This is a genomic window from Pseudomonas guariconensis, from assembly GCF_900102675.1.
GTDB classification, from domain to species: domain Bacteria; phylum Pseudomonadota; class Gammaproteobacteria; order Pseudomonadales; family Pseudomonadaceae; genus Aquipseudomonas; species Aquipseudomonas guariconensis.
Window position 1 is genome coordinate 184,254 of the sequence record NZ_FMYX01000005.1, and the last position, 24,805, is coordinate 209,058.

The 24,805-nt window shown below is 61.7% G+C and carries 26 protein-coding genes and 1 tRNA gene; 15 read left to right on the forward strand and 12 right to left on the reverse strand.

The window, feature by feature from the left end; all coding sequences use genetic code 11:
* Positions 1–130: 130 nt before the first annotated feature.
* From BLS27_RS10665 to BLS27_RS10700, 7 genes are all read left to right on the forward strand, one after another.
* Positions 131–421 carry a hypothetical protein gene (locus BLS27_RS10665; protein ID WP_090344628.1) on the forward strand — a complete coding sequence of 97 codons (291 nt, stop codon included), beginning with the start codon at positions 131–133 and terminating at the stop codon, positions 419–421.
* 119 nt (positions 422–540) lie between these two features.
* On the forward strand, positions 541–1,005 hold the full coding sequence (locus BLS27_RS10670) for a hemerythrin domain-containing protein (RefSeq protein ID WP_043209016.1): 465 nt from the start codon (positions 541–543) through the stop codon (positions 1,003–1,005).
* Between the two features lie 58 nt (positions 1,006–1,063).
* Positions 1,064–1,282 carry a hypothetical protein gene (locus BLS27_RS10675; protein ID WP_043209014.1) on the forward strand — a complete coding sequence of 73 codons (219 nt, stop codon included), beginning with the start codon at positions 1,064–1,066 and terminating at the stop codon, positions 1,280–1,282.
* A 423-nt stretch (positions 1,283–1,705) separates the two neighbouring features.
* Entirely contained in the window at positions 1,706–1,987 is a 282-nt protein-coding gene (locus BLS27_RS10685; protein ID WP_043209012.1) for a DUF6555 family protein, read from the forward strand.
* A gap of 18 nt (positions 1,988–2,005) precedes the next feature.
* A complete protein-coding gene (locus tag BLS27_RS10690) occupies positions 2,006–3,082 on the forward strand; it encodes a M28 family peptidase (protein WP_090344631.1) in 1,077 nt (358 codons plus the stop codon).
* Between the two features lie 21 nt (positions 3,083–3,103).
* Positions 3,104–3,628 (forward strand): hypothetical protein, encoded by a 525-nt coding sequence (locus BLS27_RS10695; protein WP_090344633.1) that lies wholly within the window; start codon positions 3,104–3,106, stop codon positions 3,626–3,628.
* Between the two features lie 139 nt (positions 3,629–3,767).
* Positions 3,768–4,277 (forward strand): ferritin-like domain-containing protein, encoded by a 510-nt coding sequence (locus tag BLS27_RS10700; protein ID WP_043209008.1) that lies wholly within the window; start codon positions 3,768–3,770, stop codon positions 4,275–4,277.
* Positions 4,278–4,321: 44 nt separating this feature from the next.
* On the opposite strand, the gene BLS27_RS10705 is transcribed toward BLS27_RS10700, so the two are convergent.
* Together BLS27_RS10705 and BLS27_RS10710 are read right to left on the reverse strand one after the other, a co-directional pair.
* Positions 4,322–5,197, reverse strand: a complete 876-nt coding sequence (locus tag BLS27_RS10705) for a manganese catalase family protein (RefSeq protein WP_043209006.1) — start codon at positions 5,195–5,197, stop codon at positions 4,322–4,324.
* Between the two features lie 60 nt (positions 5,198–5,257).
* Positions 5,258–5,677 carry a con-10 family general stress protein gene (locus BLS27_RS10710; protein ID WP_090344636.1) on the reverse strand — a complete coding sequence of 140 codons (420 nt, stop codon included), beginning with the start codon at positions 5,675–5,677 and terminating at the stop codon, positions 5,258–5,260.
* Positions 5,678–6,032: 355 nt separating this feature from the next.
* On the opposite strand from BLS27_RS10710, the gene BLS27_RS10715 reads away from it, so the two are divergent.
* From BLS27_RS10715 to BLS27_RS10725, 4 genes are all read left to right on the forward strand, one after another.
* Entirely contained in the window at positions 6,033–6,431 is a 399-nt protein-coding gene (locus BLS27_RS10715; protein ID WP_043209002.1) for an NUDIX domain-containing protein, read from the forward strand.
* A gap of 110 nt (positions 6,432–6,541) precedes the next feature.
* Positions 6,542–6,775, forward strand: coding sequence for a PLD nuclease N-terminal domain-containing protein (locus BLS27_RS10720; RefSeq protein WP_043209000.1), 234 nt, complete (start codon positions 6,542–6,544; stop codon positions 6,773–6,775).
* 6 nt (positions 6,776–6,781) lie between these two features.
* Positions 6,782–6,934, forward strand: coding sequence for a hypothetical protein (locus tag BLS27_RS23820; RefSeq protein WP_167358083.1), 153 nt, complete (start codon positions 6,782–6,784; stop codon positions 6,932–6,934).
* A 135-nt stretch (positions 6,935–7,069) separates the two neighbouring features.
* On the forward strand, positions 7,070–7,894 hold the full coding sequence (locus tag BLS27_RS10725) for a substrate-binding periplasmic protein (RefSeq protein WP_043208999.1): 825 nt from the start codon (positions 7,070–7,072) through the stop codon (positions 7,892–7,894).
* Between the two features lie 8 nt (positions 7,895–7,902).
* On the opposite strand, the gene BLS27_RS10730 is transcribed toward BLS27_RS10725, so the two are convergent.
* Positions 7,903–9,372 carry an aldehyde dehydrogenase family protein gene (locus BLS27_RS10730; protein WP_090344638.1) on the reverse strand — a complete coding sequence of 490 codons (1,470 nt, stop codon included), beginning with the start codon at positions 9,370–9,372 and terminating at the stop codon, positions 7,903–7,905.
* 203 nt (positions 9,373–9,575) lie between these two features.
* Here BLS27_RS10730 and BLS27_RS10735 point away from each other — a divergent pair, with 203 nt between their 5' ends.
* A complete protein-coding gene (locus BLS27_RS10735) occupies positions 9,576–10,325 on the forward strand; it encodes a class II aldolase and adducin N-terminal domain-containing protein (RefSeq protein WP_090344640.1) in 750 nt (249 codons plus the stop codon).
* Positions 10,326–10,376: 51 nt separating this feature from the next.
* Complete coding sequence (locus BLS27_RS10740; RefSeq protein ID WP_090344642.1) at positions 10,377–11,324, forward strand: choline ABC transporter substrate-binding protein; 948 nt, start codon at positions 10,377–10,379, stop codon at positions 11,322–11,324.
* A gap of 48 nt (positions 11,325–11,372) precedes the next feature.
* Here the strand turns inward: BLS27_RS10740 and BLS27_RS10745 are convergent, their stop codons facing one another.
* From BLS27_RS10745 to BLS27_RS10755, 3 genes are all read right to left on the reverse strand, one after another.
* On the reverse strand, positions 11,373–12,422 hold the full coding sequence (locus BLS27_RS10745; RefSeq protein ID WP_052352424.1) for a GlxA family transcriptional regulator: 1,050 nt from the start codon (positions 12,420–12,422) through the stop codon (positions 11,373–11,375).
* A gap of 111 nt (positions 12,423–12,533) precedes the next feature.
* The gene (locus tag BLS27_RS10750) at positions 12,534–14,195 is read right to left on the reverse strand and encodes a choline dehydrogenase (protein WP_043208993.1); all 1,662 of its coding nucleotides are present in this window, start codon (positions 14,193–14,195) and stop codon (positions 12,534–12,536) included.
* Between the two features lie 18 nt (positions 14,196–14,213).
* Positions 14,214–15,377 (reverse strand): aromatic ring-hydroxylating oxygenase subunit alpha, encoded by a 1,164-nt coding sequence (locus BLS27_RS10755; protein ID WP_090344645.1) that lies wholly within the window; start codon positions 15,375–15,377, stop codon positions 14,214–14,216.
* Positions 15,378–15,635: 258 nt separating this feature from the next.
* Here BLS27_RS10755 and BLS27_RS10760 point away from each other — a divergent pair.
* Positions 15,636–15,712: transfer RNA gene (locus tag BLS27_RS10760), tRNA-Val, on the forward strand.
* Positions 15,713–15,901: 189 nt separating this feature from the next.
* On the opposite strand, the gene BLS27_RS10765 is transcribed toward BLS27_RS10760, so the two are convergent.
* The gene (locus BLS27_RS10765; RefSeq protein WP_090344648.1) at positions 15,902–17,644 is read right to left on the reverse strand and encodes a sensor domain-containing protein; all 1,743 of its coding nucleotides are present in this window, start codon (positions 17,642–17,644) and stop codon (positions 15,902–15,904) included.
* A gap of 743 nt (positions 17,645–18,387) precedes the next feature.
* On the opposite strand from BLS27_RS10765, the gene gbdR reads away from it, so the two are divergent.
* Positions 18,388–19,491 (forward strand): choline metabolism transcriptional regulator GbdR, encoded by a 1,104-nt coding sequence (gbdR, locus tag BLS27_RS10770; protein WP_043208990.1) that lies wholly within the window; start codon positions 18,388–18,390, stop codon positions 19,489–19,491.
* Between the two features lie 50 nt (positions 19,492–19,541).
* Here gbdR and BLS27_RS10775 read toward each other — a convergent pair whose 3' ends face one another.
* The 5 genes from BLS27_RS10775 to BLS27_RS10795 all read right to left on the reverse strand — a co-directional run bounded on the left by BLS27_RS10775 (position 19,542) and on the right by BLS27_RS10795 (position 24,804).
* Complete coding sequence (locus BLS27_RS10775) at positions 19,542–20,273, reverse strand: c-type cytochrome (protein WP_090344651.1); 732 nt, start codon at positions 20,271–20,273, stop codon at positions 19,542–19,544.
* A gap of 8 nt (positions 20,274–20,281) precedes the next feature.
* Complete coding sequence (locus BLS27_RS10780; protein ID WP_090344654.1) at positions 20,282–21,226, reverse strand: copper resistance protein B; 945 nt, start codon at positions 21,224–21,226, stop codon at positions 20,282–20,284.
* The gene (locus BLS27_RS10785; RefSeq protein ID WP_437343461.1) at positions 21,216–21,608 is read right to left on the reverse strand and encodes a hypothetical protein; all 393 of its coding nucleotides are present in this window, start codon (positions 21,606–21,608) and stop codon (positions 21,216–21,218) included. The genes BLS27_RS10780 and BLS27_RS10785 overlap by 11 nt, the downstream gene beginning before the upstream one ends.
* A 14-nt stretch (positions 21,609–21,622) precedes the next feature.
* Complete coding sequence (locus BLS27_RS10790) at positions 21,623–23,344, reverse strand: copper resistance system multicopper oxidase (RefSeq protein ID WP_090344662.1); 1,722 nt, start codon at positions 23,342–23,344, stop codon at positions 21,623–21,625.
* 206 nt (positions 23,345–23,550) lie between these two features.
* Complete coding sequence (locus BLS27_RS10795; RefSeq protein WP_090344665.1) at positions 23,551–24,804, reverse strand: arsenic transporter; 1,254 nt, start codon at positions 24,802–24,804, stop codon at positions 23,551–23,553.
* Between the last annotated feature and the right edge of the window lies 1 nt (position 24,805).

Below are 24,805 nucleotides of genomic sequence, written 5' to 3' on the forward strand. Positions count from 1 at the left end.
ACGATCATTAGCCTGATTGCAGGGTAGCCCACCGGTTGTCTGATTCAGTTCTCATTCCTGCCCATGGAGGTTGCATGCCAGGGCGGTTTCGATAGGGTGGCGCTCTGGACAGGAGTCGCAGGAGGCCGACATGCGTATCAGGGGTAATGTGTTTTGGAACTGGGCTGATGCGACCCTTCATCATCGAACGCATCAGGAGGCGCTCGACGATGGCACCTGTATCGATGTGCAGGTAAGGCTGTCGCGCACCGGGGCCACGCAGTTGTTCATCGGTGTGTATGCACGTGGCGGCAAGGCCTTGCACGAAGAAGCGTTCGATGCTCGCCCAGGCGAGACCATGACCCGGGCGCTGGCCTGGGGGGTGGGCCGCGCCAGGTGGATAGCCGGCGAGCGCGTCGCGGTCCCCGCCTGCGCCAAGTGACCGACACCCCGCGGCGCGGCCGGTGCGCTGCCATTTATCGGCCACCACGAACCGACGTAGCGGGCGATGACTCCACACAGGGCAAGTCTTTGTATTCCATCGACTGATGAGGCCCGACAATGAATGCCATCGAACTGCTGATCCAGGATCATGAAACCGTCAAGAAACTGCTCGAGGAACTGTCCAGCACCACCGAGCGCGCCGTGAAAAAGCGCAGTGAGTTGCTCGCCCGCATCGAACAGGAGCTGCAGATCCATACCGCGCTCGAAGAGCAGATCCTCTACCCGGCCATCAAGCAGGCCGGAGGCAAGGAAGAGGAGAAAATGTACTACGAGGCCAAGGAGGAACACCGCACCGTCGACTCGCTGGTCTTGCCCGACTTGCTGCAGACCGACACTGGCACCGTGGAATTCGCAGGCAGGGTCAAGGTGATGAAGGAGCTGCTGGAGCACCATATCGAGGAGGAGGAAGGCGAGCTCTTTCCGACTGCCAAGAAGCTGCTGGGCAAGCAGGCGCTCGAGGAGATGGGCGTCGCCATGCAGGCCCACAAGAAAATGCTAAAGGCCGACCAGAGCGCCGCCTGACGCCCATACGCGACCGGGTAGCCGGTCGCGTTTCATTTTCTCGACAGGAGCGCCGTCCATGGCCAGTCATCTGTTTCTGATCAGCTACATCCTCGATAACCAACCAGGCACCTGCGAAATGCGCAGCGACGAACAGGACATCAGCGTGGAATGCGCGCGCAGCTATCTGCAGGGGCTGCATCGCGGCGAGTCATCGTCGTTCACCGATGTACAGGTGCAGCGCATCGAGCATGAACATGAGCCGGGCACATCCCCGGCCCACTACCAACAACCCTGAGCGGTGTGGCCGGATGGTAGTCCGCACCGGCGACCGCCCTGAGGAACGCCCGGTCGGCCAGCCGGCGCAGGTCGCGCCATTCGGTCCACTCCACCAACCCGAGTCGGTCCATTTCATCCGCTTGGCGCAACAGCGTCTCGTGGTAGGTGCTGGGGCAGTCCTGGCGTAGCGTGTGATCGTCGAACAGGGCGAACCAGCAATCGATCGCCAGGCGCTTGCGTCGCTCCCGCTCCAAAGGCTCGTTGAATGCATTCATGGCCGTTTTCCTGCGCGCTTTGGCAATCGAGCCCGAGAGCGGGGCCAAGGTTCATTGCGAGCGTTCCGGCGGTCGTTTGGGGCGACTGTACCAAGCGTGTGAATCTCGAATGAATTTTCTTTCCCTGCCCCTGCTCCATAGGCTTGGAACCACTGAGGAGGCTTGTGATGGCAGGGCAGCAATTGTTTGTGATCGAGTACGAACTCCATGGCGAGTACCGCACGTTCATCATCCGCCTGGGGCGCATGGACAATGCCGAGGCCTGGCATTGGGCCTGTTGCGATGCGGGCGTGGGCATCATTCCACGGTTCGGCCAGCACACGATCAAGAAGGTCAGCCGACCCATGGCCGAGCGCTACGGCCTGGCCAACGTGCGTTGGCGTCCAGCGGGGCAGGGGCCCGAATTTGTCGCCCCGCCCATCGATGTGAAGAAGTTCAACGGCTCATGAGCCCGGGGGCACGTCATCATGGAAATCGATCCGCTACTCCACGCACTGCTGCTGGCCCGCGGACCGGGCGGGCAGGAGGATGAAGTCCGGCACATCTGCCTGCGCGAACTGGCTCGTCACTGCGACGAAACCCGCATCGATCGCGCCGGCAACGTGCTCGGCGTGCTGCGCGCAACCCAGCCTTGCGAGCCTGAACAGAGCATCCGATTGATGGCTCACATGGATGAGATCGCCATGATCGTGAAGCGCGTGAAGACCGACGGCACGCTCGAAGTACTGGCACTGGGAGGCGCGCAACCGATCAGTTTTGGCGTGTGCCCGGTGGAGCTGCTCGGCGACCAGCAGTGCCTGCCGGGCGTGCTCTCCTATGGCTCGATGCACAACAGCGGCCGCTCCACCAATGGTCGCGAAGTCCTGTCTGGTGACGTGCATTGGCAGGACGTGCACGTGGTCACACGCCAGGATACCGCTGCACTGGAACGCGCCGGGATCAGGCCTGGCACGCGGGTCGTGCTCAGCCGGCACTGGCGTCAACCCTACGCGGTCAACGACTGCATCGCGGCGCATTTTCTCGATGATCGCGCGCCGGTTGCAGCGCTGCTGGGCTGTGCCCGTGATCTTAAGGCACGCCGCGCCGGGCTGCGCCAGGATGTCTGGTTCGTCTTCACCACCCTGGAGGAAGAGTCCAACGCCGGGGCCATGTACGCCGCGGCGCGCCTGCCGGGCGATACTACCGTGGCAGTCGAAGTGGGCCCGGTGCTGGACGAGTACGGTACCCGGTTGAGCGCCGACCCGATCATCAATACCGGGGATCAAAAAGGTCTCTACAGCCGTAGTGTCGTCCATGGGCTGACGGCGGCGGCGCAGCGCGCCGGGTACAGGCCGCAAGCCGCCTTGCTGGTGGATTTCGCCAGTGACGCGAGCGCGGTCATGAGCGCGGGTGTCGCGGCGCAGGCAGGCTGCCTGGCCATTCCCACGGAGAACACCCATGGCTTCGAGATGATCCATGGCGATGGCATCACGGCCTGTGCAGCGACGTTGGTGGAATACGCGCTGGCGCCGCAAACCCCATCAGCCCCCCACAATCCACGTTGAACCCTCTCCCAGGAGCGACCGGTGCCGCGCATCATCACCCCCGCAACCCCAGAGCACGAAATCAGCGAGCGCAATGCCAAGCTGTTCGGTTCTCCAAAGGAGCGTCTGGATTTCTACCGCCGGGAAATCCAGTACGAGACGAGCATCCTGGCCAACCGCACCGATGCCTTTCTTGCGGCCCAGTCGTTTCTGGTCATCGCGTTCGTGTCCTCCATGGGCAATCTCAATCCGGACTGGGGGGCGGCGTTCACCTTGATCGTGCCGCCGTTTCTCGCCTTGTTGGGGGCGTTGAGTTCGTTGAGTGCCTGGCCGGGCATCCGCGCGGCCTACAAGATCATCGACCATTGGCAGTTCAAGCAGAGCCACCTGCTGCGCAGCGAGCCCTTGATGGGGTTGGCTTATGACGAGTCACCCCTGTTTTGCGAGACGGAAATCTCGCGACCTGGGTATCGCAAGTCATTGCTGTTTTCGTTGCGCACTCCTTGGGTATTCCTGGTGTTCTGGCTGGCCCTAGGGGGTTATGCGGTGGCAATCCAGGTGTTGTGATGTGCCCGGGCCTGGCAGTCGAAGCGAGGCCGCGTGGCGCCTTTAGCGTAGCCGCATGCCCACCTGTCGGTTCGACAGAGTCGAGGCGGGGAACTGGCTTTCACAAGCAGTACCCATCATCCCAAAGAGGCAACGCAACATGACATCCATTACCGACAATCTGCTCGACTGGCTGCGAGATGCCCATGCCATGGAACAGCAAGCCGAGAGCATGCTCAAAGGGCAGGCTGAACGCCTCGAGCATTACCCCACCCTCAAGGCACGGATCGTCCAGCACATCGAAGAAACCCAAGGGCAGCAGCGCGTGCTGGTCGAGTGCATCGAGCGCCTGGGCGGAAGCACTTCGGTGTTCAAGGACATGGCAGCCAAACTCATGGCCTTCGGGCAGGCAGTGGGCGGCATGGCCATGAGCGACGAGGTGGTCAAAGGGGCCATGGCCGGCTATGTCTTCGAAAACATGGAGATCGCCTCGTACACCGTGTTGATCGAGGCGGCGGAGGCGGCCGGCGACAGCGCCACCGCACAGGCCTGTAGGTCGATTCTCAAGGAAGAAGTGGCCATGGCCGAATGGCTGAAGGACCACCTGCCGGAAGTGACCCGTGCCTTCCTGGCCCGGTCCGCCGATCCGGATGCCGAAGCCAAACGCTGAAGCCAATCACCCGCACCGGCGTTTTGCCCGGTGCGGGTCCCATCCTACTCCTGACCGTTGTTGACCTTGCCAAGCTCCGCCCCGGTCAGAGGCTGGGCCTGGGGGTTGGACATCGTCCTGGTTTTCATCGCGTCCAATGCGGTTTGCGACTGCGCGTCGAGCTGCACCGAGGCCTCGCCATCGCCGCCATCCACAGCCGGTTGAGGCTGTTCCACATAGACCCAGTCTTGTCCTTCATTCCAGGCCCCGCGCATTTCGCCACCTTTGGAAAGGTTGAAGTACGTGTTGTTGAACTCAGGATCTCCTGGCAGCTTGCCTTGGGGGAAGTTGGGCTGAATGGCATGCAGGGCTTTTTCGAAAGACAGTTGGTGAGCGATTTCCCGACTCATGAGAAAGCCCAGGGCATCCTTGATGCCGGGATCGTCCGTGACATTGATCAGCCGCTCGTAGACGATCTTGGCACGGGCTTCGGCGGCGATGTTGGAGCGAAGATCTGCAGTGGGTTCGCCAATGGTATCGATGTAGGCCGCCGACCAGGGCACACCGCCGGAATTGACCAAGGGTGCGCCGGCGCCATAGAGCAGGCTGGTGATATGCGAGTCGTTACCGGCACCGGTCAGCGAGCGGTAGAGCTCGCCTTCGGCCTCGATGCCCTCGGCCAGTTGGCCTTTGGCGCCCTTGTTGAGCATCACCACGATCGAGCCGATGATTTCCAGGTGGCTCAGTTCCTCCGTGGCGATATCGAATAGCAGGTCCTTGCGCCCTGGGTCATCCTCGCTCACGGCCTGGGTGAAATAGCGCATGGCGGCGGCCAGTTCCCCTTGGGGGCCGCCGAACTGTTCGAGCAGCAGATTCGCCAGCCCAGGATTGGGCTGCGCCACCCGCACGGTGTACTGCAGGCGTTTGTTGTGCATGAACATTGGAATGTGCCTCATCAACAGCGCCGGGGCGGCAGAACCGCCCCGGCAATCGGTGGGAAGTTAGCGGTCGTCGTCGCTTTTACGGCCGCCCCCATGGCTGTGCTGGCCGCCTACGCGACCGGCTTCGGAGGCCTTTTCACGGTCGTTGGCGAAATTGCCGCCGGACGCCTGGCCGCCTTTCTTGCCGGCCTCAGAGGCACGTTCAGGGTCGTTCTTGAAATTGCCCCCGGACATTTGGCCGCCTTTGTGACCGGCTTCGGCGGCGCGCTCAGGATCGTTCTTGAAGTTACCCCCGGACATCTGGCCGCCTTTGTGGCCGGCCTCGGAGGCGCGTTCAGGATCGTTCTTGAAATTGCCACCGGACGCCTGGCCACCTTTATGCCCAGCTTCAGAAGCTTTCTCCCGGTCGTTGGCGAAGTTGCCTGGGTTGGTGTTGGCGCTGCCGCCATGGTTGCTTTGTTTGTCTTGGTTGTCAGCCATGATCTTTCACCTCATGTCATCTACACAGGAAGGTCTGTGTCTAGTAGTGACAAGGGCGAGGCATTGCGCCTCGCAAAAGGAATTGGAATTTGCTGACGGGTTGCTTTAAGGATTGACGGACCGGCGTTTGAGGTGCCAAAGCCAATAACCCTGGCTTGTCTCGCACTGCTTTCGGGTGCGCAGGTTGTTGCTTTACGGATGACCTTCGCGCAAGTATTCGCAAGGCGCTGGCACTGTGGTGAGATCGATTGGTATGTGTCCCTTCGCTTGAACGGGGCGTCAGGTGTGCAGGTCTTCAGGGAAGAAGCGTCAGTCGGCGCTGCCTATACCCGAACCTTTGCCCAGAACACCCGGTATGCCTGCAAAGAAAAACCGCACAGCCAAAGCCCGCGCCACGATCGTCTGTCTACGCAACGGAAAGGTCCTGCTCGTACGCAAGAAAGGCGCGAGGTGGAACCTGCCAGGCGGCGTCATCGAACCGGGCGAGACGCCGGAAGAGGCCGCCATTAGAGAGTTGCGCGAGGAAGCCTCTTTGCACTGCCAGGGCTTGCATGCGTTGTGTACATTGCCGGTTGGCAATGTGCTTCATCACATCTTCACCATCAACCTCGGCGAGCGGACACGGCCGGTGCCCAGCAACGAAATCGTGGCCTGCAAATGGGTGCTGCGCAGCGTGCTGGGCCGTATGCAATTGAGCAGCACCGCCGCTGCCTTGTTGGCCAAGGAGCTGCCGGTGTTGTCGGCACCGGTGTGACAGCGCCGGCCCATTCATCCGCGCTCAACGAAGCTGTCTGAACTTTACGCCGCCGTGCGCCTTCCTCTGTTCACACCTGTGGTTTTTTCGAATCGCAAGAGGAGGCGGATATGAGTGATCCTGTCACGTATTTCTGGATCGCCCTGGTGGCGATCATTCTGCTGGTCGATCTCTGGGCCATCGTCAGCGTGTTCCGCAGCGACAAGTCCGACGGCACCAAAGTGCTGTGGTCGTTGCTGCTGGTGCTGTTCCCAGTGATCGGGCTGGCCATCTGGGGCGTTGCCGGGCCGCGCGGCATCAAGCGTGGCACCGGACCGACTTCGCCTGAGCACAGCAAAGGATAGGAGGTGATGATGACCCAAGCTGCCCACGAACCTGCCAAGCGCCCGCCCAAGGGTGAGGCCGAACGCGACAACGACGCCCATCGTCCTGATGGCTCGACCGGTACTGCGCACGACTCGACGGCGCAAAAGGCCGCGCGGGACAAAGGCAAACGCCACTGAGCCTGCCCAAGTTGGGCATGGTTAAAGGTCTACCCACGCTTGGCGCGAGGCTTTCGGGGCGTCGTGCTCGCAGCCTGCATCGACGCTACACTTGCATCGTCGAGATAGGCGGGTACGACCGAACCGAGGGCGCCCATGCGCAAGCTTTATCGACCGATGCTCTTGTCACTGATGTGTTTCCTGCTTGCCCCGGCGGCTGCCGGGGCAGCGCCGCCGTGCAAGCACTTGGTGGCAACAGGCAATCCCGAGTACCCGCCTTACCTGTGGCGCGACCCGCAGAACCCGCAACGCCTGATCGGCGCCAATGCCGATCTGCTCCAGCGCCTTGGCAGCGAACTGGGGCTTGAGATCGACGTGGTCTATGGCGGGCCGTGGTCGCGTGCGCAGGAGCAGGTCAAGAGCGGGCGGATCGACTTGATTGCCGGCGCCTTTCGTACCGCATCGCGCGAAGTCACCATGGATTTCATACCCCCGCCGTTCCTGAACACGCCCAGCGTGGTCTGGGTGCGTCACGACGACCCGTTTTCCTACACAGGGTGGGCCGACCTGCAAGGGCGCAGCGGTGGCACCCTGGTCAACAACAGCTACGGCCAGCAATTTGACGACTACGCCAACGCTCACCTGAAACTCGAAGCGGTCCCCAGCGCGGACCAAGCGTTTCGCAAGCTGTTGTTCAAACGCAACGACTACGTCATCTACGAGCTTTACCCAGGACTGGCGCTGGCCCGCACTCTGGGCATCTCCCAGCAAGTGCAGGCGCTGGCGCCGCCTGTTTCCAGCGAAGGGCTGTACCTGACCCTCTCCCATCACTCGGCCTGCAACCAGCCCGAGCTACGGGCGCAACTGGCACAAAAACTCACCGACCTGCTCGACCGTGCCGTGCCCAGGCAACTGCTGGAGCAAAACCTCAAGCGCTGGCAGGACCAGCAGGCTCGGTCGGGTACGACGGGCAAGCCTTGATGGCGGCCTCACTTGAACCAGTTCAGCGATCGGGGTTCGCAGTTGAGCAGCACATGCTTGAGTTCGCTGAATTCCTCTAGCCCTGCCGCCGACAGCTCGCGGCCAATGCCGCTGGCCTTGAAGCCGCCCCAGGGCGCCTGGGGAAAGGCCACGTTGTAGTCGTTCACCCAAAGCGTCCCCACCCGTAGCCGCCGCGCCAGACGATGGGCCCGGCCTAGGTCTGCGGTCCACACGCCCGCCGCCAAGCCATAGGGCGTATCGTTGGCAAGCTGAACGGCATGGTTCTCGTCGGTGAAGCGCTCGACGGTGATCACCGGCCCGAAGATTTCCTCACGGGCGATGCCCATGTCGGCCTGGACCTCGGTGAGTAGGGTAGGGCGCAGCCAGAACCCCTTGCTCAAGTGCGCGTCCCTGGGGATATGGCCACCTGCGCTCAGGCGGGCGCCTTCGCCTTGCGCCGTCTGGACCAGTGCCAGCACACGGTCCCGATGCGCCGCCGAGATCAGCGGGCCCATGCGCGTACGGCTGTCGAAGCCATCGCCCAGGACGATGGCTTCGATGCGTTCGGCCAGGCGCTCGACGAAGCGGTCATGGATGCTCGCCTCCAGCAGCAGGCGCGACCCGGCCGAGCACACTTGCCCGGCATTGAAGAACACTGCGTTGAGCGCTTGGTCCAGCGCCACGTCCAGGTCGGCGTCGGCGAACACGATGTTCGGGTTCTTGCCGCCAAGTTCCAGGGCCAGGCGCTTGAAGTTGCCACTGGCGGCCTGCATGACCTTGGCGCCGGCATTGGCGCCACCGGTGAACGACAGCATGTCCACCCGCGCGCTGAGCGCCAGGCGATGGCCCACGGCGCCATCGCCGCAAACCAGGTTGAACACGCCGGGCGGCAGCGCGAGGGCGGCCAGCAGCGATGTCAGGTGCAAGGCGCTCAGCGGCGTCAGTTCGCTCGGTTTGAGAATCACCGTGTTCCCTGCGGCCAGGGCGGGCGCGAGTTTCCAGGCGGTCTGCAGCAGCGGGTAGTTCCACGGCACGATCAGTGCGCAGACGCCCACCGGCTCATGGCGCGTGACGCTGATGACATGGGCGGGCGCCTGGGGATGGGCGATGTCGGTGCGCGCTTCGAGCAGCCCCGCGTAGTAGCGGAAGGTGGCTACCACGCAGGCCAGGTCGGCCTCGCTTTCGCCGAGGGTCTTGCCAGTGTTGAGGGTTTCCAGGCGCGCCAGATGGGCGGCATCGGTTTCGATGGCCGCCGCGATGCGCAGCAGCACGGCGCTGCGCTCGTTCGGCGGCAGTTGGGGCCAGGGGCCGTGGTCGAAGGCGTGGCGGGCGGCGTCGATCGCGGCGTCGATATCGTCGGCGCTTGCCTCTGGCGCCAGGGCGAGCAGGGTTTCGTCGGCGGGGTTGATGATTTCCCGATAGCGCTTGCTGTGCGGTTCACGCCACTGTCCTGCAATGAAGAGCTGATGATGCGCCATGCTGCGTTTCCTCGTGTGCATTGGAAATGACCGCACCATAGCCAGGCCCCTGGGCGCGATCTTGACCGAATGCGACAGCCATTACCGCCCGTGCATTCGCGACAAGCCAGGTCGCATCGCGTCAAGTCCTCGGTTGTGTGCTCCGTAGACTCGGGGATGTGAATGCGTACCCGGGGGGTGCGCTCGAAGCCCGAGGAACTGCCATGCACAACCCATCCATCGCCGTGTTAGACGCCCATGCCCAGCTCCGCGTCGAGCTCGCTTGCGCGTTTCGCTGGACTGCCCGCCTGGGCATGCACGAGGCCATCGCCAACCATTTCAGCCTGGCCGTGTCCGAGGACGGAAGGCGCTTTCTGATCAACCCCTATGGGCGGCATTTTTCCAGGATGCGCGCCAGCGACCTGTTGCTGCTCGATGCCGATGATCCTTCGGCCCTGCAGCGCCCCGGGGCGCCGGACATCACCGCCTGGGCTTTGCACGGTGCCTTGCATCGCCAGCACCCGCACGCGCGCTGCATCCTGCATGTGCATTCCAAGTACGCCACGGCCTTGGCCTGCCTGGCCGATTCACGCCTGCCGCCGATCGAGCAGAACGCCATGCGCTTCTTCGAGCGCGTGGCCATCGACGAGGGTTTCGATGGCATGGGCCTGGGGGATGAAGCGGAGCGAGTGAGTCGTCAGCTGGGCGACAAGCCGATCCTGCTGATGGGCAACCACGGGGTACTGGTGGCGGCGCCCAGCGTGGCCCAGGCCTTCGACGATCTCTACTACTTCGAGCGCGCCTGCGAGCTCTACCTCACCGCCCTGGCCACCGGCCGCCCGCTGCGCATCGCCAGCGACGCCGTGGCGCGCAAGACGGCCCGGCAGTGGTTGGACTACCCGGACTTCGCCACCCGCCATTTTGCCGCGCTGCAGGAAATCCTCGATGAACAGGAGCCGGACTACCGCGCCTGAACGTCCCAACCCTTTGCCACGCCCACCCTCAACCGTTCTGGAGTCGCTCGCATGCCGAAGAAAACAGCCGTATCCGTGCTCGCCGCATCGCTGTTCGCCGCAGCCTTTGCCACCGCCCAGGCGGGGGAACCCGTCGCCTGCCAGACCGTGCATTTCGCCGAGGTCGGCTGGGCCGACATCGCTGCCACTACAGGCCTTGCCACCACCGTGCTGCAGGGCCTGGGCTACAAGACCAAGACGCAGATGCTGTCGATCCCGATGGCTTACCAAGCCATGGAGATGAAGACGATCGATGTCTATCTCGGCGCATGGATGCCCTCGATGGCGGCGATCTCTACGCCGTTTCTGGAAAAAGGCAGCGTCGAGCGGGTGCGCACCAATCTGACCGGCGCCAAGTACACCCTGGCGGTGCCGGACTATGCCTACGAGGCTGGGCTCAAGGATTTCAAGGACATCGCCCGGCTCAAGGACCAGTTGCAGGGGCGCATCTATGGCATCGAGGCGGGCAACGACGGCAACCAGATCATCCAAGGCCTGATCGACAAGGATCGCTACGGCCTCAAGGATTTTCGCCTGGTCGAGTCGAGCGAGGCCGGCATGCTGGTGGAGGTGCGCCGGGCCGTGCGCTCGAAAAAACCGATCGTGTTCCTGGGCTGGGAGCCGCACCCGATGAACACCCAGTTGTCGATGCGCTACCTCAGTGGCGGCGATGACGACTTCGGGCCCAACTATGGCGCTGCGGTGGTCGATACCCACACCCGCAAAGGCTTTGGCCAGGAGTGCCCGAACGTTGGGGCGCTGTTATCGCGGATGGAGTTCCAGCTTGGGATGGAGAGTCAGATCATGGGCGCGATTCTCAACGACAAGCGAAAGCCTGCGCTGGCATCGCGTGAATGGCTCAAGCGCAATCCGCAGGTGCTGGACAGCTGGTTGGCGGGGGTGACGACCTTCGATGGCCAGCCGGGCGTGTCGGCGGTGCGCCGTTACCTGGGGCTCTAGCGCAAGGCCCCCGGGGCCGCGTTGCGGCCCCAAAGGTTCGCATTGCGCTTAGATCGCCAACGGCTGCCGGTCATGCCCTAACGGTTGACGCATGACCGGCGCGTTCAAACTCTGCGAACGGTCATTGCTCGGCGCACAGCCAAACTTGGCGCGGTAGGCGCGGGAGAAGTGCTCCAACGAGCCGAACCCAGCGCTGGCGGCTACCTGGGCGACGCTCATGCGGGTCTGCTGCAACAGGTTGTGCGCACGCGCCAGGCGCAGGCTGAGGTAGTACTTCAATGGCGTCAGGCCGGTGTGCTGCATGAACTGGCGCTCCAGTTGCCGACGCGACAGCGCCACCCGCTCGGCGATAGCCTCGCAACTCAGCGGCTCTTCCAGGTGCTGCTCCATCAGCTCGATGGCCCGCCCCATCTTGCCCGCTTGGGCGTGCAGGCTGCGGCGATAACCCTCAGCCTGCTGGACCTGCGGCTCACGCACCTGCTCGATGAGCATGTGCATGGCCACCTCGCGCGCCAGATTGCCGCCGGCCAGGTGATCCAGCCAGTTGAGGACCATATCCAGCACGGCGGTGGCGCCCGCGCAGGTCAGACGCTTGCGCCCAAGCGAGTAGAGCTGCGCGCACGCCTGGACCTTGGGGTAGCTTTCCTGGAAGCCTTGCAGGTTGTCCCAGTGCACCGCCGCCGGATGGCCATCGAGCACGCCGGCGGCGGCGAGTAGCTCGGTGCCGGTCTCGATGCCGACCATGATTGCGCCGAATGCGGCCTGGCGCTTGATCCAGGCCTTCAGCGCCGGGTTGCGTGCATGGCGGTGCACGTCGAAGCTGGCAATCACCGCGCAGGCGTCGAACTCGGTGTGCTCGCCGATGCCTGCCTGGGCGCTGGCCAGCAGGCCGTTGCTGGCGGGCACGGGCTGGCCGTCCACCGAGAGCAGGGTCCACTGGAACAGGCTGCGTTGGGCCAGCCAGTTGGCGATCGAGAATGGCTCGATCAGCGAGGCCAGGCCGAAATTGGAAAACGACGGCAACAATAGGATGCCGATGCGCAGGGGAGGGCTGGCGGGGCCCTGCCATTGAAGGCCAAGGGTTTCGGATCGGTTCATGGTTGCACCAGGCTCGACAATGGGCGTCGGCTGCATGGGCCGGCGCCTCGTTCATAGAAAAGGCCCGCTGCGCCTATCCAAGCGCAGCGGGTCGGCTTTGGCAAGCGCGCTTCAGCGCTGGCATTGGCGCCAGTGCGGGTGAATCCACACCGGGGCATCGTTGGCCGGCAACGGGTCATGGCCGCGGATCAAGTCACTGGCCTTCTCGGCGATCATCACCGTGGGCGCGTTGGTGTTGCCACTGACGATCTGCGGCATGATCGAGGCGTCGACCACCCGTAAACCACGCAGGCCATGCACGCGCAACTGCGGGTCGACCACCGCCTCCGGATCGCCGGCCGGGCCCATCTTGCACGTGCCGCTGGCGTGGTAGCCGGTCTCGGTGACGCGCCGCGCCCAGGCGTCGAGCTGCGCATCGCTCACTTGGTCGGCACCGGGTACCAGCTCATCGCCCGCATAGGCACGCATCGCCGGTTGCGCGAGGATCTCGCGCACCAGTCGGGCACCGGCGCGCATGTCGGCCCGGTCGCGTTCGCTGGTGAGGTAGTTGAACAGGATGCGTGGCGCCTGGTGCGGGTCGGCGCTGGTCAGGCTGACACTGCCCAGGCTGGTGGGGCGCATTAGGTCGATGTGCACCTGGAACGCGTGCTCCGGCACCAGATCGACGCTGCCCGGTTGCACCGCCAGGGGCATGAAGGTCAGTTGCAGGTCGGGAAACTCAACGCCCGCCCGCGAACGGATGAAGGCGCCGGCCTCGAAATGATTGCTCGCCGCCAGGCCATCGTGGCTGGCGAACCAGCGCGCGCCGATCAGCCATTTGCCTGGCGCCCGCGTCCAGGGATAGATCGACACCGGCTGCTTGCAGCGGTACTGCACCACGGTGTCGGGATGATCGTTGAGCCGCTGGCCAACCCCTGGCAGATCCCGCACCACGGGAATGCCCAGGCGCTGCAGGTCCTCGGCAGGGCCGACGCCGGAGAGCATCAGCAGTTGGGGCGAGTTGATGGCGCCTGCGCTGAGCAGCACTTCGCGGCGCACGCGCACCTGGTGCACGGCACCGTCCATTTCCAATTCCACCCCGTAGGCCTGGTCGCCGTCGAACAGAATCCGGCGGCTCAGCGCCGAGGTGGCGACCGTGACGTTGCCGCCTTGGAGCGCTTCGGCCAAGTAGCCGCGAGCAGTGCTCCAACGTTTGCCGTCGCGGGTGGTGCGGTCGACCGGGCCGAAGCCTTCCTGGCGGTAGCCATTGAGGTCGCCGCTCGCGCCGTAGCCGGCTTGCTGTCCGGCTTCGATGAAGGCCTGGCACAGCGGTGACGACGTATCGCCTGGGGTGACGTGGAGCAGCCCGGCCCCGCCCCGGTAGCGGTCGGCGCCGTCCCGGTGGTTTTGCGCACGGATGAAGTACGGCAGCACCTCGCGGTAGCTCCAGCCCTCGCAGCCGTGCTCGGCCCAGCCGTCATAGTCGCGGGCATGGCCGCGGATGTAGACCATGCCGTTGATCGACGAGGAACCGCCCAAGGTGCGCCCGCGTGGCGTGCCGATACGCCGGCCGTCCAGGCCCGGCTCCGGTTCGCTGCTGTAGCGCCAGTTGAAACGCGTGCCGCCCACCACGATGCCCACGGCCGAGGGCATGTCGATGGTCCAGCTGGCGTCCGGCGGGCCGGACTCCAGCACCAGGATGCGCAGCGCCGGGTTCTCGCCCAGGCGCTTGGCCAGCACGCAGCCGGCCGAGCCTGCGCCGATGATCACGTAGTCGTATTCATGCCCGAGCATAAGGCTCTCCCTCAACGGTCAGCGGCCTTCGCCGATTCCGTCGAACACCAGCTTGTGGAAGTGATGCACCAGGTGCTCGCTTTCGTTGCTGCGTTCGGCATCGATCATGTAGCGGCCTTGGTCGTAGCCCAGCGAGTGCAGGCCTTTCTGCACACTGATGTTGAGCTCGATGTCTTCCGGGCCCAGATCTTCGTTCATCCATTTCATGCAGGCATGGGAAACCGCCGGCACCTGTTCGTGCGGGCTGTAGTAGCCAAAGCGCAGCAGCGAGCGTTCGGCGTCCAGCGGAATCATGATGAAGGTGCCGAGGAACTCGGAGAACGGGAAGGTATAAAAGGTGTTGTTCGGCCATAGGCCAATGTTGAAGAAGCGCTCGTCGGGGTTGCGCGGCCCGCTGAGTTTCACGCCGTAGGCTTCCTCGGCCTGCAGGTTGGCTGGGGCGATGTAGGTCCACCAGTTGTCACGCTTGGTCAGGCGGTAGCCTTTGAAGTCGATCAGCTTGGCCAGGTCGATATGGCAAGGGCCGGACAGCTTGAAGTGATACCCCTCGATGGAGTTGTCCATGATCACCTTCCAGTTGGCCGGCACGATCACGTCCTGCTCCTCGATCAGGCGCATCTTGCCCAGCTCGGGAAACACCGCTCGCATCTCTTCATCGGCGCCGGGGAACAGTTCGGCCAGCGAGGGGGCTTGGGCGTCGAAGTTGAAGTAGACGAAGCCACCGAGCTCTTCGACGCGGACCTTGGGAATATTGAACTGCTGCTTGTCGAAGGCGATCAGCCGTTCGCTACGTGGTGCGCTGCGCAGGCTGCCGTCCATTTCGTAGCACCAGGAGTGATAGGCGCAGCGCAGCACCCGGGTGTCGCTGCCCCGGCGCACGTCCAGCAAGCGATTGCCGCGGTGCTGGCAGACGTTGTGAAAGGCATTGATCTTGCCATCGTTGCCACAGGCCACCACCACGCTCTGGTCAAAGATGTCGCAAACCACGAATTGCCCGGGCTCTGCGAACTCGTTGCGATGTCCGGCCAGGTGCCAGGCGCTCATGAAGATGCGGTCGCGTTCGGCGGCGAAAATCTGCTCATCGAAGAAGTAACGCGAGGGCAGGGTGAACGCCTGTTCCGGGCGCTGATCGGCCCAATCTGCAATGCAAGTGCTGTGCTTGAACTGTTCGACGGATTGCATGGCTGGTCTCCTCCAGACACTGCCCCTTGGGTTCGGTCAGGGGCTTGCTCGGAAGTTAATCTAGGGGAGGGGCAACAGGCGCTCTTGATGGAAAGCGACAACATTCGCCTGTGTTGGCGGGAGTGCTACGGCGATAGGAGCGTGCCCTTGGGGCGCGGTCTTCGCCCCTGGCCTGGCACCGTTGGCAAAGTTTTTGATTTTTTTGAAAAAAGCGCTTTACAGCTGGGGGGCGCCCCCTTAATATGCGCGCCACACGACAGGCACATAGCTCAGTTGGTTAGAGCACCACCTTGACATGGTGGGGGTCGTTGGTTCGAGTCCAATTGTGCCTACCAAACAAAAGCCCCGGGTTTCCGGGCACGAAAAGGGCGATCCGCAAGGGTCGCCCTTTTTTCGTTTGCAAAGTTGTTGCAAACCCCGCCTAAGAAGGGCCACTTCACACATACAGGTTGGAATTAGGCGCGTGTTCATCTCGAAGTAGGCCTGGACCTGTCCCGTGACAGCGACAGGTCCGCTGAAAGTGTTCAGTGCACCTTTCTAGGCGCCTGGCTGCAGGGCATGGTGTGACGAGGTTGGCTTTGTAACCACTCGATCAACGCCCCCAGTGGCAAGGGATGGGCGAGCCAGAAGCCTTGGCCTTGTTCGCAGCCTTTGTCGCGAAGCCACTCAAGTTGTGCCTGCGTTTCGATACCTTCGGCCACCACCTGCATATCCAGCGCATGGGCAATCCCCAAGATCGCACGGACGATGGCTTGGTCGGAGGTATTATCAGAAAGTTCCTTTACAAAAGACCGATCGATTTTCAATTTATGAAAGTGCAAGCCGCGCAGACGACTCAGTGACGAGTAGCCGGTTCCGAAGTCGTCCATGGACAGTGAAATCCCAGCGTGATTCAGCGCGCGTGCGTGCTCGGTCACCAACTCCAGATTGTGCATGGCGACATCTTCGATGATTTCGATTTCCAGGCGGTTGGTGGGCAGGCGGGCTGCATCGCAAAGGTTGGTCACCGTTTGCACGAAGTCGTAACTGCAAAATGAACTGGCACTGATGTTCACTGCGACGGGGACATCCAACACACCCTCTTCGATCAGTCGGGCATTGTCTTGGCAGGCTTTATCCAGTACCCACCGCGTCAGCTCTGGCATCAGCCCATAGGTTTGCGCGATGGGTAGGAACTCATTCGGCGCAATGAGCGTGCCGCTGTGGTCACGCCAACGTATCAAGGCTTCCAGTCCGCAAGGGGCTCGGCTTTGCAGGTCGAACTGCAATTGGTAATGCAGCTCGAATTCTTCTTTCTGGATGGCCTCGCGCAAACGCGTCGAGAGTTGGAAAACGTACTCTGATTTTTTTCGCATCTCTTGGTCGAACAGGCATGTCTGCATGCGGTCACTGGACTTTGCCTGATACATGGCGATGTCCGCAGCGCTGACCAATGCATCGCTGGTTTCTCCATGTTGGGGATACAAACTTATGCCGATACTGGCGGAGACTCTTAGCGGCATGTCATTGATCAGGAAGGGGTCTTCCAAGCTATGCAACAGGCGATGGGAGACTGCTTGCAGCGTGAGCTCGTCACTCGAGGTGATGAGTGCGATGAACTCATCGCCGCCAATCCGTCCCAAACTGTCGTTTTCGCGAAGGCTGGCACGAAAGCGCTCTGCGACTTGTGTCAGCACTTTATCGCCGATGGTGTGGCTGTAGTTGTCGTTGATCTGCTTGAAACCATCCAGGTCGATATACAACACGGCAAATTGCTCGTGTTGTATCCGGCATTGCACTAGCGCGTTGTCCAGGGTTTTGATCAGTTGATGGCGATTGAGGCAGCCGGTGAGGCTGTCATGCGCAGCCAGTTGGATGATGCGCTCCGATAACCGGCGCCGCTCGCTGATGTCATAGCAGATGCCGACAAAAGCCTTACGCCCGTCGAATTGAAATTCACTGACATTCAGGTACATGGGGAACTGCGAGCCGTCCTTGCGCTGCCCCACGACTTCACGACCTACGCCAATTATCGTTCGATTCCCGGTCTTGGAATAATTGGCCAAATAGCCGTCATGGGCTTTTGCATAATCCGTAGGCATCAAGCACGACACGTTTCGCCCAATGAGTTCTTCTTGCCCATAGCCAAAGTCTTGTTGGACCGAGCGGCTGACCGCTTGGACGATACCCCGTTCATTAATGATTACCACGGTATGCATCGAAGCGTCGGTGAATACTTCAAACATGGAGAGGTCAATGTTGCACAGATCAGTTTTCAAGCGTTGCATTGCGCTTCAAATTCCTTTCGGTCCACGGTCAGGACGCTGCAATTTTGGTGTTGCGCAGTAGGGGTTCGTGCACTGAAAACGTGTTTCAGTAATGGCTAAAACCACATGATTATTAAGCTTTTTAGAGAGTGAGTTTTTGCTGCAGAGAGGAAATCTTTCGCTGGCGGGCAATATTTTTATCGATCGTGGCCGTACAGCTGCAGCGGGCCGGTCCGGGCAAAGTCACATGCGATAGGCTGCATGGATAAAGGCCAATGGCCTTCTTTATAAGCGGGAAGGGGTGCACTTGCCTGATGGGCGGTACCTTGGGTGATCGATGCGAAATCGGCCCCACCAGCCTGCACCGGCAGGTCGCACATGGGCAAAAAAATGACGTAAACAGATTACGTACCCTTTAAACCCAGCACGTACATTGACCCTCTAGTAAAGTAAGAATAATTAGTCGAACAATGCATGTCTCATCAGGCCAATACGGCGAATGTGTGAGAGCTAAATCGTGTCGCTTCCCAAGCGAAAGCTGCTTTCACATTGACGGCTCGCACCCCGTTGGGGCTAAAACAAGTTAGCGTGCTAAGTGGTATTGTTGAACGACGGTTCAAAAAACACGGCGTCTTTGCGACCGCAGGATTAACGTTGCAATTTTCAAATAACTAAAAAAACAAATTTTAATATATCGATTATTTCGAGAATTATTAAAAGTAGCCCTTGATGGGTGCTCGCCTGCATGTCGAAGAGGTATCTGTATGTCGTCGCAAAAGGACGGAAAGCCTGCTCAAAACGGCTTTCCTCCCCAGTCCATCGGCTTTCTTTTGCTGGACAGTTTCACGCTGATCTCCCTGGCGTCCGCCGTCGAACCGCTGCGCATGGCCAACCAGCTTTCTGGACGCGAGCTCTACCGTTGGCACACCCTGACCGTCGATGGTGGCCAAGTCTGGGCCAGCGATGGCTTGCAGATTGTCCCCGACGCCGCCATGCACAACGCGCCGCCGATGGATACCGTGATTGTCTGCGGTGGCGTCGGCATTCAACGCACCGTCACCCGTGAACATATCACTTGGCTACAGGCCCAGGCGCGCAAGTCGCGGCGCTTGGGCGGGGTATGCACCGGCAGTTGGGCGCTTGCCTGCGCCGGGTTGCTCGACGGTTTCGATTGCAGCGTGCATTGGGAGTGCCTGGGCGCGATGCAGGAAGCCTTTCCGCGGGTAAACATGAGTACCCGCTTGTTCAGCCTGGATCGCAACCGCTTCACCAGTTCGGGAGGCACAGCCCCCTTGGACATGATGCTGCACCTGATCAGTCGCGAGCACGGTCGAGAACTCTCGGCGGCCATTTCAGAAATGTTCGTGTATGAGCGTATTCGTAATGAGCAGGACCATCAGCGTGTGCCGCTCAAGCATATGCTCGGCACCAATCAGCCGAAGTTGCAGGAAATCGTCGCGCTGATGGAGGCCAATCTGGAGGAGTTGATTGATCTGGATGAGCTGGCCAAATATGTGAATATTTCACGGCGCCAACTTGAACGATTGTTTCAGAAAAACCTGAACTGTACCCCCTCTCGTTATTATCTGCGGTTGCGTCTTGTCCGGGCGCGTCAATTACTCAAGCAAACGCACATGTCGATCATCGAGGTGGCTTCCGTGGTGGGCTTTGTCTCCACGCCGCACTTTTCCAAGTGCTACCGGGAATACTTCGGCGCGCCACCGAAAAACGAAAGAGCTACCTCCAATACTTCGCAAAAGCTGCTGCTGGATGACGACGAGACAAAGGGGCCAGACGACACCACTAAAAGTTCGCTCGACCAAGCACAAAGCGAGTCGACTTTCGCGAGCGTGAAGTTAAAACTTTAACCCTGCGCAAAACGGGTAGGGGCACAGCGACCCCTCCCGCCAGTGACCCTTCAGTTTCCGTGGGTGTGCTCTTTTCCATCTCGGTGGACATGCGTCGTTGGCGAAGGTGTGGCGGGCTGGGCAACGTCCGTTTCGGCCCCGCCATGCCCATCGTGGTGACCTGAGCTGTGTGCTGAGTCGGAGGGTGGATGATGCGCCTTCGATTGCTCCGTACCCTGACCATGGTGGCCTCCAGCGCTGTGCATCGCACTCTCACCACCGCTGTGCTGGTGGCCGCCACTGCTCGCCACCATCGCCTGATACTGCTGAGCGTCCATCTGGGGCAGTCGATCGAGGAAGGCGACGATCCCCCAGATGTACTGATCCCCCATGCTCTTGCCCCATGCCGGCATGCCTGTGGCCTTGATGCCATGCTTGATGGTCCAGAACGCCACGGCGGGATGATCACCGGTCCCGATCTTGGCCAGGTTCGGAGGCGGGGGGTAGAGCGCTTGGCTGAGTTCGGTCTGGTCAACCCCAGGGGCGAGGTGGCACCCGACGCACATGGCGTTGTAGTTGCCCGCTCCCGTGCGGATCAGTGCTTCATCCTTGAGGTTCGGCACCTCGATATCCCTGGCGCGCACTTCGATGGAGCGCTCCCGGGCCATGACCAGGAAGGCATGCACGGCGGGGAAGTGGGGATCATCGGCCCCCACGTTGACCAGGCCCGAGTAGGCGGCGCCCAACACGGCGGCACTCGCTACCGCGCCTGCGACCACGAGCGTTGTCATTGTTCTTTTCATTCAAGGTCTCAGAACCACATCCGAATCCCGGCAACGAAGCGCGCCTCTTCCACATCCCCGTCTTCGTCGCGAATCAGGTCAGCGGTCTTGCCGTAGGAACGGCTCCAGGTAACGCCGATGTACGGCGCGAATTGACGAACGATTTCATAACGAAGACGCAGGCCGACTTCGGTGTTGGCAAGGCCCGAACCGACGCCGCGCGCAGGATCGTTCTTGCCATAGAAGTTGGCCTCGGCGATGGGCTGCAGGATCAGGCGATTGGTCAACAGAATGTCGTACTCGCCCTCAAGACGCGCGGCTGTCTGACCATTCTCGCCAATAAACGCAGTGGCTTCGGCTTCGAAGTCGTAAAGCGCCATGCCCTGCACACCAAACGCTGCCCAGGTCTGCGGTGATTCGGGCTTGAAGTCCTGGCGAACCCCGGCCACCACGTCCCACCAAGGGCCGATGGCGCGGCCATAGAGCAATTGCAACTCGGCATCCTCGGTCACCCCGTTGGTCCGTTCGCCTTCGGAGCGGATCCACAACCGATTGATATCGCCCCCCACCCATCCCGAGGCATCCCAGGCCAGCGCACTGCCTTCGTCCGCGTCCTGATATTCCAGCTGATCGAGCAAGAAGAAGCTGTTGATCGCGCTGTCATGCATCTTGTGACCGTCCAGCGGGGGAAACGCGGCCTTGCGATCGGCGTCCGTGAGGATCGGAATGGGCGTTCGACTGGTCGTTCGGGGGGCGTCGTCGGTGCCAGGGTTCATCATTGAATGATCCATGGCACCGTGGTCCATCCCCTCCATGCTGCCATGACCCATCTTGCCGTGGTCCATGCCCTGCATGGCGCCGTGGTCCATCGACGAGTGCTCCATTTTTTCAGCCGCGAAGCTCGGCGTCCCGCCCAGTGTGCCGAGGGAAATGGCCAATGCCATGAGCGAGGGTCGCACCCGCCTATTGGTCATCTTTCCCTGCCTTGGCTTTGTCGCCGCCCTGGGATTCCATCATCTTGCGGTGATCCATGCCCTTCATCGCGTCATGGTCCATGCCTTTCATCTTGCCGTGATCCATGCCCTTCATCGCGTCATGGTCCATGCCCTTCATCTTGCCGTGATCCATGCCCTTCATCGCGTCATGGTCCATGCCTTTCATCTTGCTGTGATCCATGCCTTTCATCGAGCCATGGTCCATCCCCTTCATGGCATCGGGCTGGCCGGCAGCCTGGGTAGATTTCTGAACGTGTTGCTCATGATCATCGCTGGACCACGAGGACGGCGTGTAGACCGCCAGCAGGCCTGCCAATGCGGCAGAGAAGACATAGGCGTTTCGTTTCATGGTTTTGCTCATTTCAGATCTCCAGTTCATTCGTCCACACGAACTTCTCGGAACATGCCCATTTCCATGTGGAACAGCAGGTGGCAGTGATAGGCCCAACGACCCAAGGCATCCGCCGTCACGCGGTAGCTTCGTTTGGAGCCTGGGGGGATATCGATCGTATGTTTTCGGACCATGAAGTTGCCGTGTTCATCCTCCAGATCGCTCCACATGCCATGCAGGTGGATGGGGTGAGTCATCATGGTGTCGTTGACCAGCGTGATGCGAAGACGCTCGCCATACTTCAGGCGCAGCGGCTCGGCATCGGAGAACTTGATGCCGTCGAAAGACCAGGCGAACTTTTCCATGTGACCGGTCAGGTGCAGTTCCACGGTCCGCCCCGGCTCACGGCCGTCCGGGTCAGCGAAGGTGCTTCGCAGGTCCGCGTAGGTCAGCACACGGCGGCCGTTTTTGCGCAGGCCAATTCCAGGATCATTGAGCTTGGGCGTCGGGGTCATGGTCTGCATGTCGACCAGAGGGTTGTTGGTTTCCGACGCAGGATGGGTCTGCATGGCACCGTCCATGCCAGCCATGCTGCCGTGATCCATCCCGGCCATCTGGCTGTGGTCCATGCCAGTCATGCTGCCGTGATCCATACCCATGTCGCTCATCGAGATGAGCGGGCGTGGATCGACCGCGGGGACGGGCGCCTGCAGGCCTTCGCTTACTGCCAAGGTGCCCCTGGAATACCCGGTACGGTCCATGGACTGAGCGAAAATGGTGTACGCCTGCGCGTCCTCGGGCTCGACGATGACATCGTAGGTTTCCGCCACGGCGATTCGGAATTCATCGACCGAGACGGGATCGACGTGCTGACCATCCGCTGCGACGACAGTCATCTTCAAGCCGGGGATCCGCACATCGAAATAAGTCATGGCCGAGCCGTTGATGAAGCGCAGCCGAATTTTCTCGCCGGGTTTGAAAAGGCCGGTCCAGTTTCCATCAGGGGCCTGGCCATTCATCAGATAGGTGTAGGTATAGCCACTGACGTCGGCGAGGTCGGTGGGGCTCATCTTCATCTGGGCCCACATCTTGCGATCGGCCATGGCCGCCGACCAGCCCATTTCGCTGACATCGTCGACGAAGTCGCCAACGGTGCGCTTGTGGAAGTTGTAGTAGTCGGACTGTTTCTTGAGCTTGGACAGAACCCGGGCAGGATCCTCATCGGTCCAGTCGCTGAGCATGACCACGTAATCGCGATCATAGGTGAATGGCTCGGGCTCCTTGGCATCGATGACCAGCGCGCCATACACCCCGACCTGTTCCTGAAGGCCAGAGTGACTGTGGTACCAGTAGGTACCGTTCTGCTGGACCTTGAACTTGTACTCGTACATCCCGTCGGGGGCGATGCCGTGAAAGCTCAGCCCAGGCACCCCGTCCATGTTCGCCGGAAGGATAATGCCGTGCCAATGGATGGAGGTGTCCTGCTTCAAGCGGTTGCGCACACGCAGCGTGACAGTGTCGCCCTCGCGCCAGCGGAGAATGGGGCCTGGCAGCGAGCCGTTGATGGCCATGGCCGTACGCGCGGCGCCGGTGAAGTTGACCGGCAGGTCTGCGATATACAGATCGAACTCGGTGCCCGTCAGCACGCTGGGTTGGCCGGGGCTGGTCACGGCCCAGACCGGTGTGCGCCACATGCCCAATCCACCCAGTAGTCCGGTCGCGGCCAGGCCTTTGACGAAGGATCGTCTTGTGGTTTTGCTTTGCATGCCGTTGCGTCCAGTCAGTCATATAGTGGCTGATGTACGGGCTATCGGGTCAGCGTCCTTGGTCCCGAGAGCACTCGCACTTTCCAGGCTTACGATAGGCAGGCAGCGCTGTCAGAAAACTGAGTGCAACATTACAGATCTGTCAGGTGTTGGCGGGCAGCATCAGGATCTTGCTCAAGGTCGAGCTAAGTGCCCTGGTTTTGCGCTCAGAGCATCAATGCCAACAATGCAGCAGTCAGCGCTGGCGGCATCACCAGCAAGCCCAGGCGCAGGAAGCGCCAGGCACTGACATGCTCGCCTTCGCGACGGATTGCCACCAGCCATAGCAAGGTCGCCAGGGAGCCTGTGATCGACAGGTTAGGGCCCAGGTCTACACCAATCAGCAGTGCGGCCGTCGTCTGTCCGGGTAACTCGACCAGATGCCCCATGGCCCCGGCGATCAGCCCGGTGGGCAGGTTGTTCATCAGGTTGCTGGCAAGGGCGACACCCACGCCTGCGGCCCAGCTGGCCTGGGTGGGCGAGACCTGGGCCCGTGCCGCCAGGGCCTGAGCCAGCCGGTCGATGACGCCGGTCTGGGCCACGGCTTCGACGAGCACGAACAAACCTGCCACCAGCGGCAGCACGCCCCAGGCCACGTGCCTGAGCACCGGCATCGGGCTACGTCGCTGACGCAGGTGGATCAGCCCGGTGGTGGCCAGACCTGCGCAAAAGGTGGGCAGGCCCAAGGGCATGTCCAGTGCCGACGCCGTCAGCAACAGGGTACCGGTCAGCACAATCCCCACGGCGCTCAGCCTGGCCCCTTGAGACAAGGGCTGCGGGTCGATTTCCAAGGCCAAGGGTTGGCTAATCTGCCGACGCTGGGTGATCCGCAGGACCGCGTAGGTCAGGCCGATGGCCGCCAGCGACGGCAAAGTGAACTGCCTGAGCCATTCCAGCAGCGGCGGCATCTGGCTGCCGAATACGACCAGGTTGGCGGGGTTGGAAATCGGTAACACGAAGCTGGCGGCGTTGGCGATGAACGCGCAGATGAACAGGTACGGCAGCGGTTCGGCCTTGGCCGCCCGGCAGGCGGCGTAGACCGCCGGGGTCAGCACCACGGCAGTCGCATCGTTGGAGAGGAACACGGTAACCAGCGTGCCTACCAGGAACACCAAGTCGAACAACCGCTGCCCGGAGCCACGGGCGTGGCCCACCGCGTACCGGGCGAGCCAGTCGAACAAACCTTCCTGTCGTGCCAGTTCGGCCAATACCATCATGCCGATGAGAAACAGATAGACATCACCGCCTTCGGCGATAGCGGCCATGGCACGGTGCAATGGAATCAGCCCCAGGCCTGTCAGCAGCAGCGCGCCTCCCATGGCCCAGACGTATTCAGGGATGCGCCAGGGACGCAGGATGACGCCACAGGTGGCCAGGGCGGCCACGGTCCAGATGAAGAGTGAGGGGTTGGAGAGTGTCATG

What these genes read in the sequence shown, in the direction of transcription:
- BLS27_RS10785 (WP_437343461.1), bottom strand. Translation starts at nt 21,608, where the DNA reads ATGAGCAAAACCATGAAACGAAACGCCTATGTCTTCTCTGCCGCATTG.
- BLS27_RS10675 (WP_043209014.1), top strand. Translation starts at nt 1,064, where the DNA reads ATGGCCAGTCATCTGTTTCTGATCAGCTACATCCTCGATAACCAACCA.
- BLS27_RS10790 (WP_090344662.1), bottom strand. Translation starts at nt 23,344, where the DNA reads ATGCAAAGCAAAACCACAAGACGATCCTTCGTCAAAGGCCTGGCCGCG.
- BLS27_RS10775 (WP_090344651.1), bottom strand. Translation starts at nt 20,273, where the DNA reads ATGAAAAGAACAATGACAACGCTCGTGGTCGCAGGCGCGGTAGCGAGT.
- BLS27_RS10705 (WP_043209006.1), bottom strand. Translation starts at nt 5,197, where the DNA reads ATGTTCATGCACAACAAACGCCTGCAGTACACCGTGCGGGTGGCGCAG.
- BLS27_RS10730 (WP_090344638.1), bottom strand. Translation starts at nt 9,372, where the DNA reads ATGGCGCATCATCAGCTCTTCATTGCAGGACAGTGGCGTGAACCGCAC.
- BLS27_RS10725 (WP_043208999.1), top strand. Translation starts at nt 7,070, where the DNA reads ATGCGCAAGCTTTATCGACCGATGCTCTTGTCACTGATGTGTTTCCTG.
- BLS27_RS10735 (WP_090344640.1), top strand. Translation starts at nt 9,576, where the DNA reads ATGCACAACCCATCCATCGCCGTGTTAGACGCCCATGCCCAGCTCCGC.
- BLS27_RS10750 (WP_043208993.1), bottom strand. Translation starts at nt 14,195, where the DNA reads ATGCTCGGGCATGAATACGACTACGTGATCATCGGCGCAGGCTCGGCC.
- BLS27_RS10715 (WP_043209002.1), top strand. Translation starts at nt 6,033, where the DNA reads ATGCCTGCAAAGAAAAACCGCACAGCCAAAGCCCGCGCCACGATCGTC.
- BLS27_RS10685 (WP_043209012.1), top strand. Translation starts at nt 1,706, where the DNA reads ATGGCAGGGCAGCAATTGTTTGTGATCGAGTACGAACTCCATGGCGAG.
- gbdR (WP_043208990.1), top strand. Translation starts at nt 18,388, where the DNA reads ATGTCGTCGCAAAAGGACGGAAAGCCTGCTCAAAACGGCTTTCCTCCC.
- BLS27_RS10755 (WP_090344645.1), bottom strand. Translation starts at nt 15,377, where the DNA reads ATGCAATCCGTCGAACAGTTCAAGCACAGCACTTGCATTGCAGATTGG.
- BLS27_RS10710 (WP_090344636.1), bottom strand. Translation starts at nt 5,677, where the DNA reads ATGGCTGACAACCAAGACAAACAAAGCAACCATGGCGGCAGCGCCAAC.
- BLS27_RS10795 (WP_090344665.1), bottom strand. Translation starts at nt 24,804, where the DNA reads ATGACACTCTCCAACCCCTCACTCTTCATCTGGACCGTGGCCGCCCTG.
- BLS27_RS10700 (WP_043209008.1), top strand. Translation starts at nt 3,768, where the DNA reads ATGACATCCATTACCGACAATCTGCTCGACTGGCTGCGAGATGCCCAT.
- BLS27_RS23820 (WP_167358083.1), top strand. Translation starts at nt 6,782, where the DNA reads ATGATGACCCAAGCTGCCCACGAACCTGCCAAGCGCCCGCCCAAGGGT.
- BLS27_RS10720 (WP_043209000.1), top strand. Translation starts at nt 6,542, where the DNA reads ATGAGTGATCCTGTCACGTATTTCTGGATCGCCCTGGTGGCGATCATT.
- BLS27_RS10740 (WP_090344642.1), top strand. Translation starts at nt 10,377, where the DNA reads ATGCCGAAGAAAACAGCCGTATCCGTGCTCGCCGCATCGCTGTTCGCC.
- BLS27_RS10670 (WP_043209016.1), top strand. Translation starts at nt 541, where the DNA reads ATGAATGCCATCGAACTGCTGATCCAGGATCATGAAACCGTCAAGAAA.
- BLS27_RS10780 (WP_090344654.1), bottom strand. Translation starts at nt 21,226, where the DNA reads ATGACCAATAGGCGGGTGCGACCCTCGCTCATGGCATTGGCCATTTCC.
- BLS27_RS10765 (WP_090344648.1), bottom strand. Translation starts at nt 17,644, where the DNA reads ATGCAACGCTTGAAAACTGATCTGTGCAACATTGACCTCTCCATGTTT.
- BLS27_RS10690 (WP_090344631.1), top strand. Translation starts at nt 2,006, where the DNA reads ATGGAAATCGATCCGCTACTCCACGCACTGCTGCTGGCCCGCGGACCG.
- BLS27_RS10665 (WP_090344628.1), top strand. Translation starts at nt 131, where the DNA reads ATGCGTATCAGGGGTAATGTGTTTTGGAACTGGGCTGATGCGACCCTT.
- BLS27_RS10745 (WP_052352424.1), bottom strand. Translation starts at nt 12,422, where the DNA reads ATGAACCGATCCGAAACCCTTGGCCTTCAATGGCAGGGCCCCGCCAGC.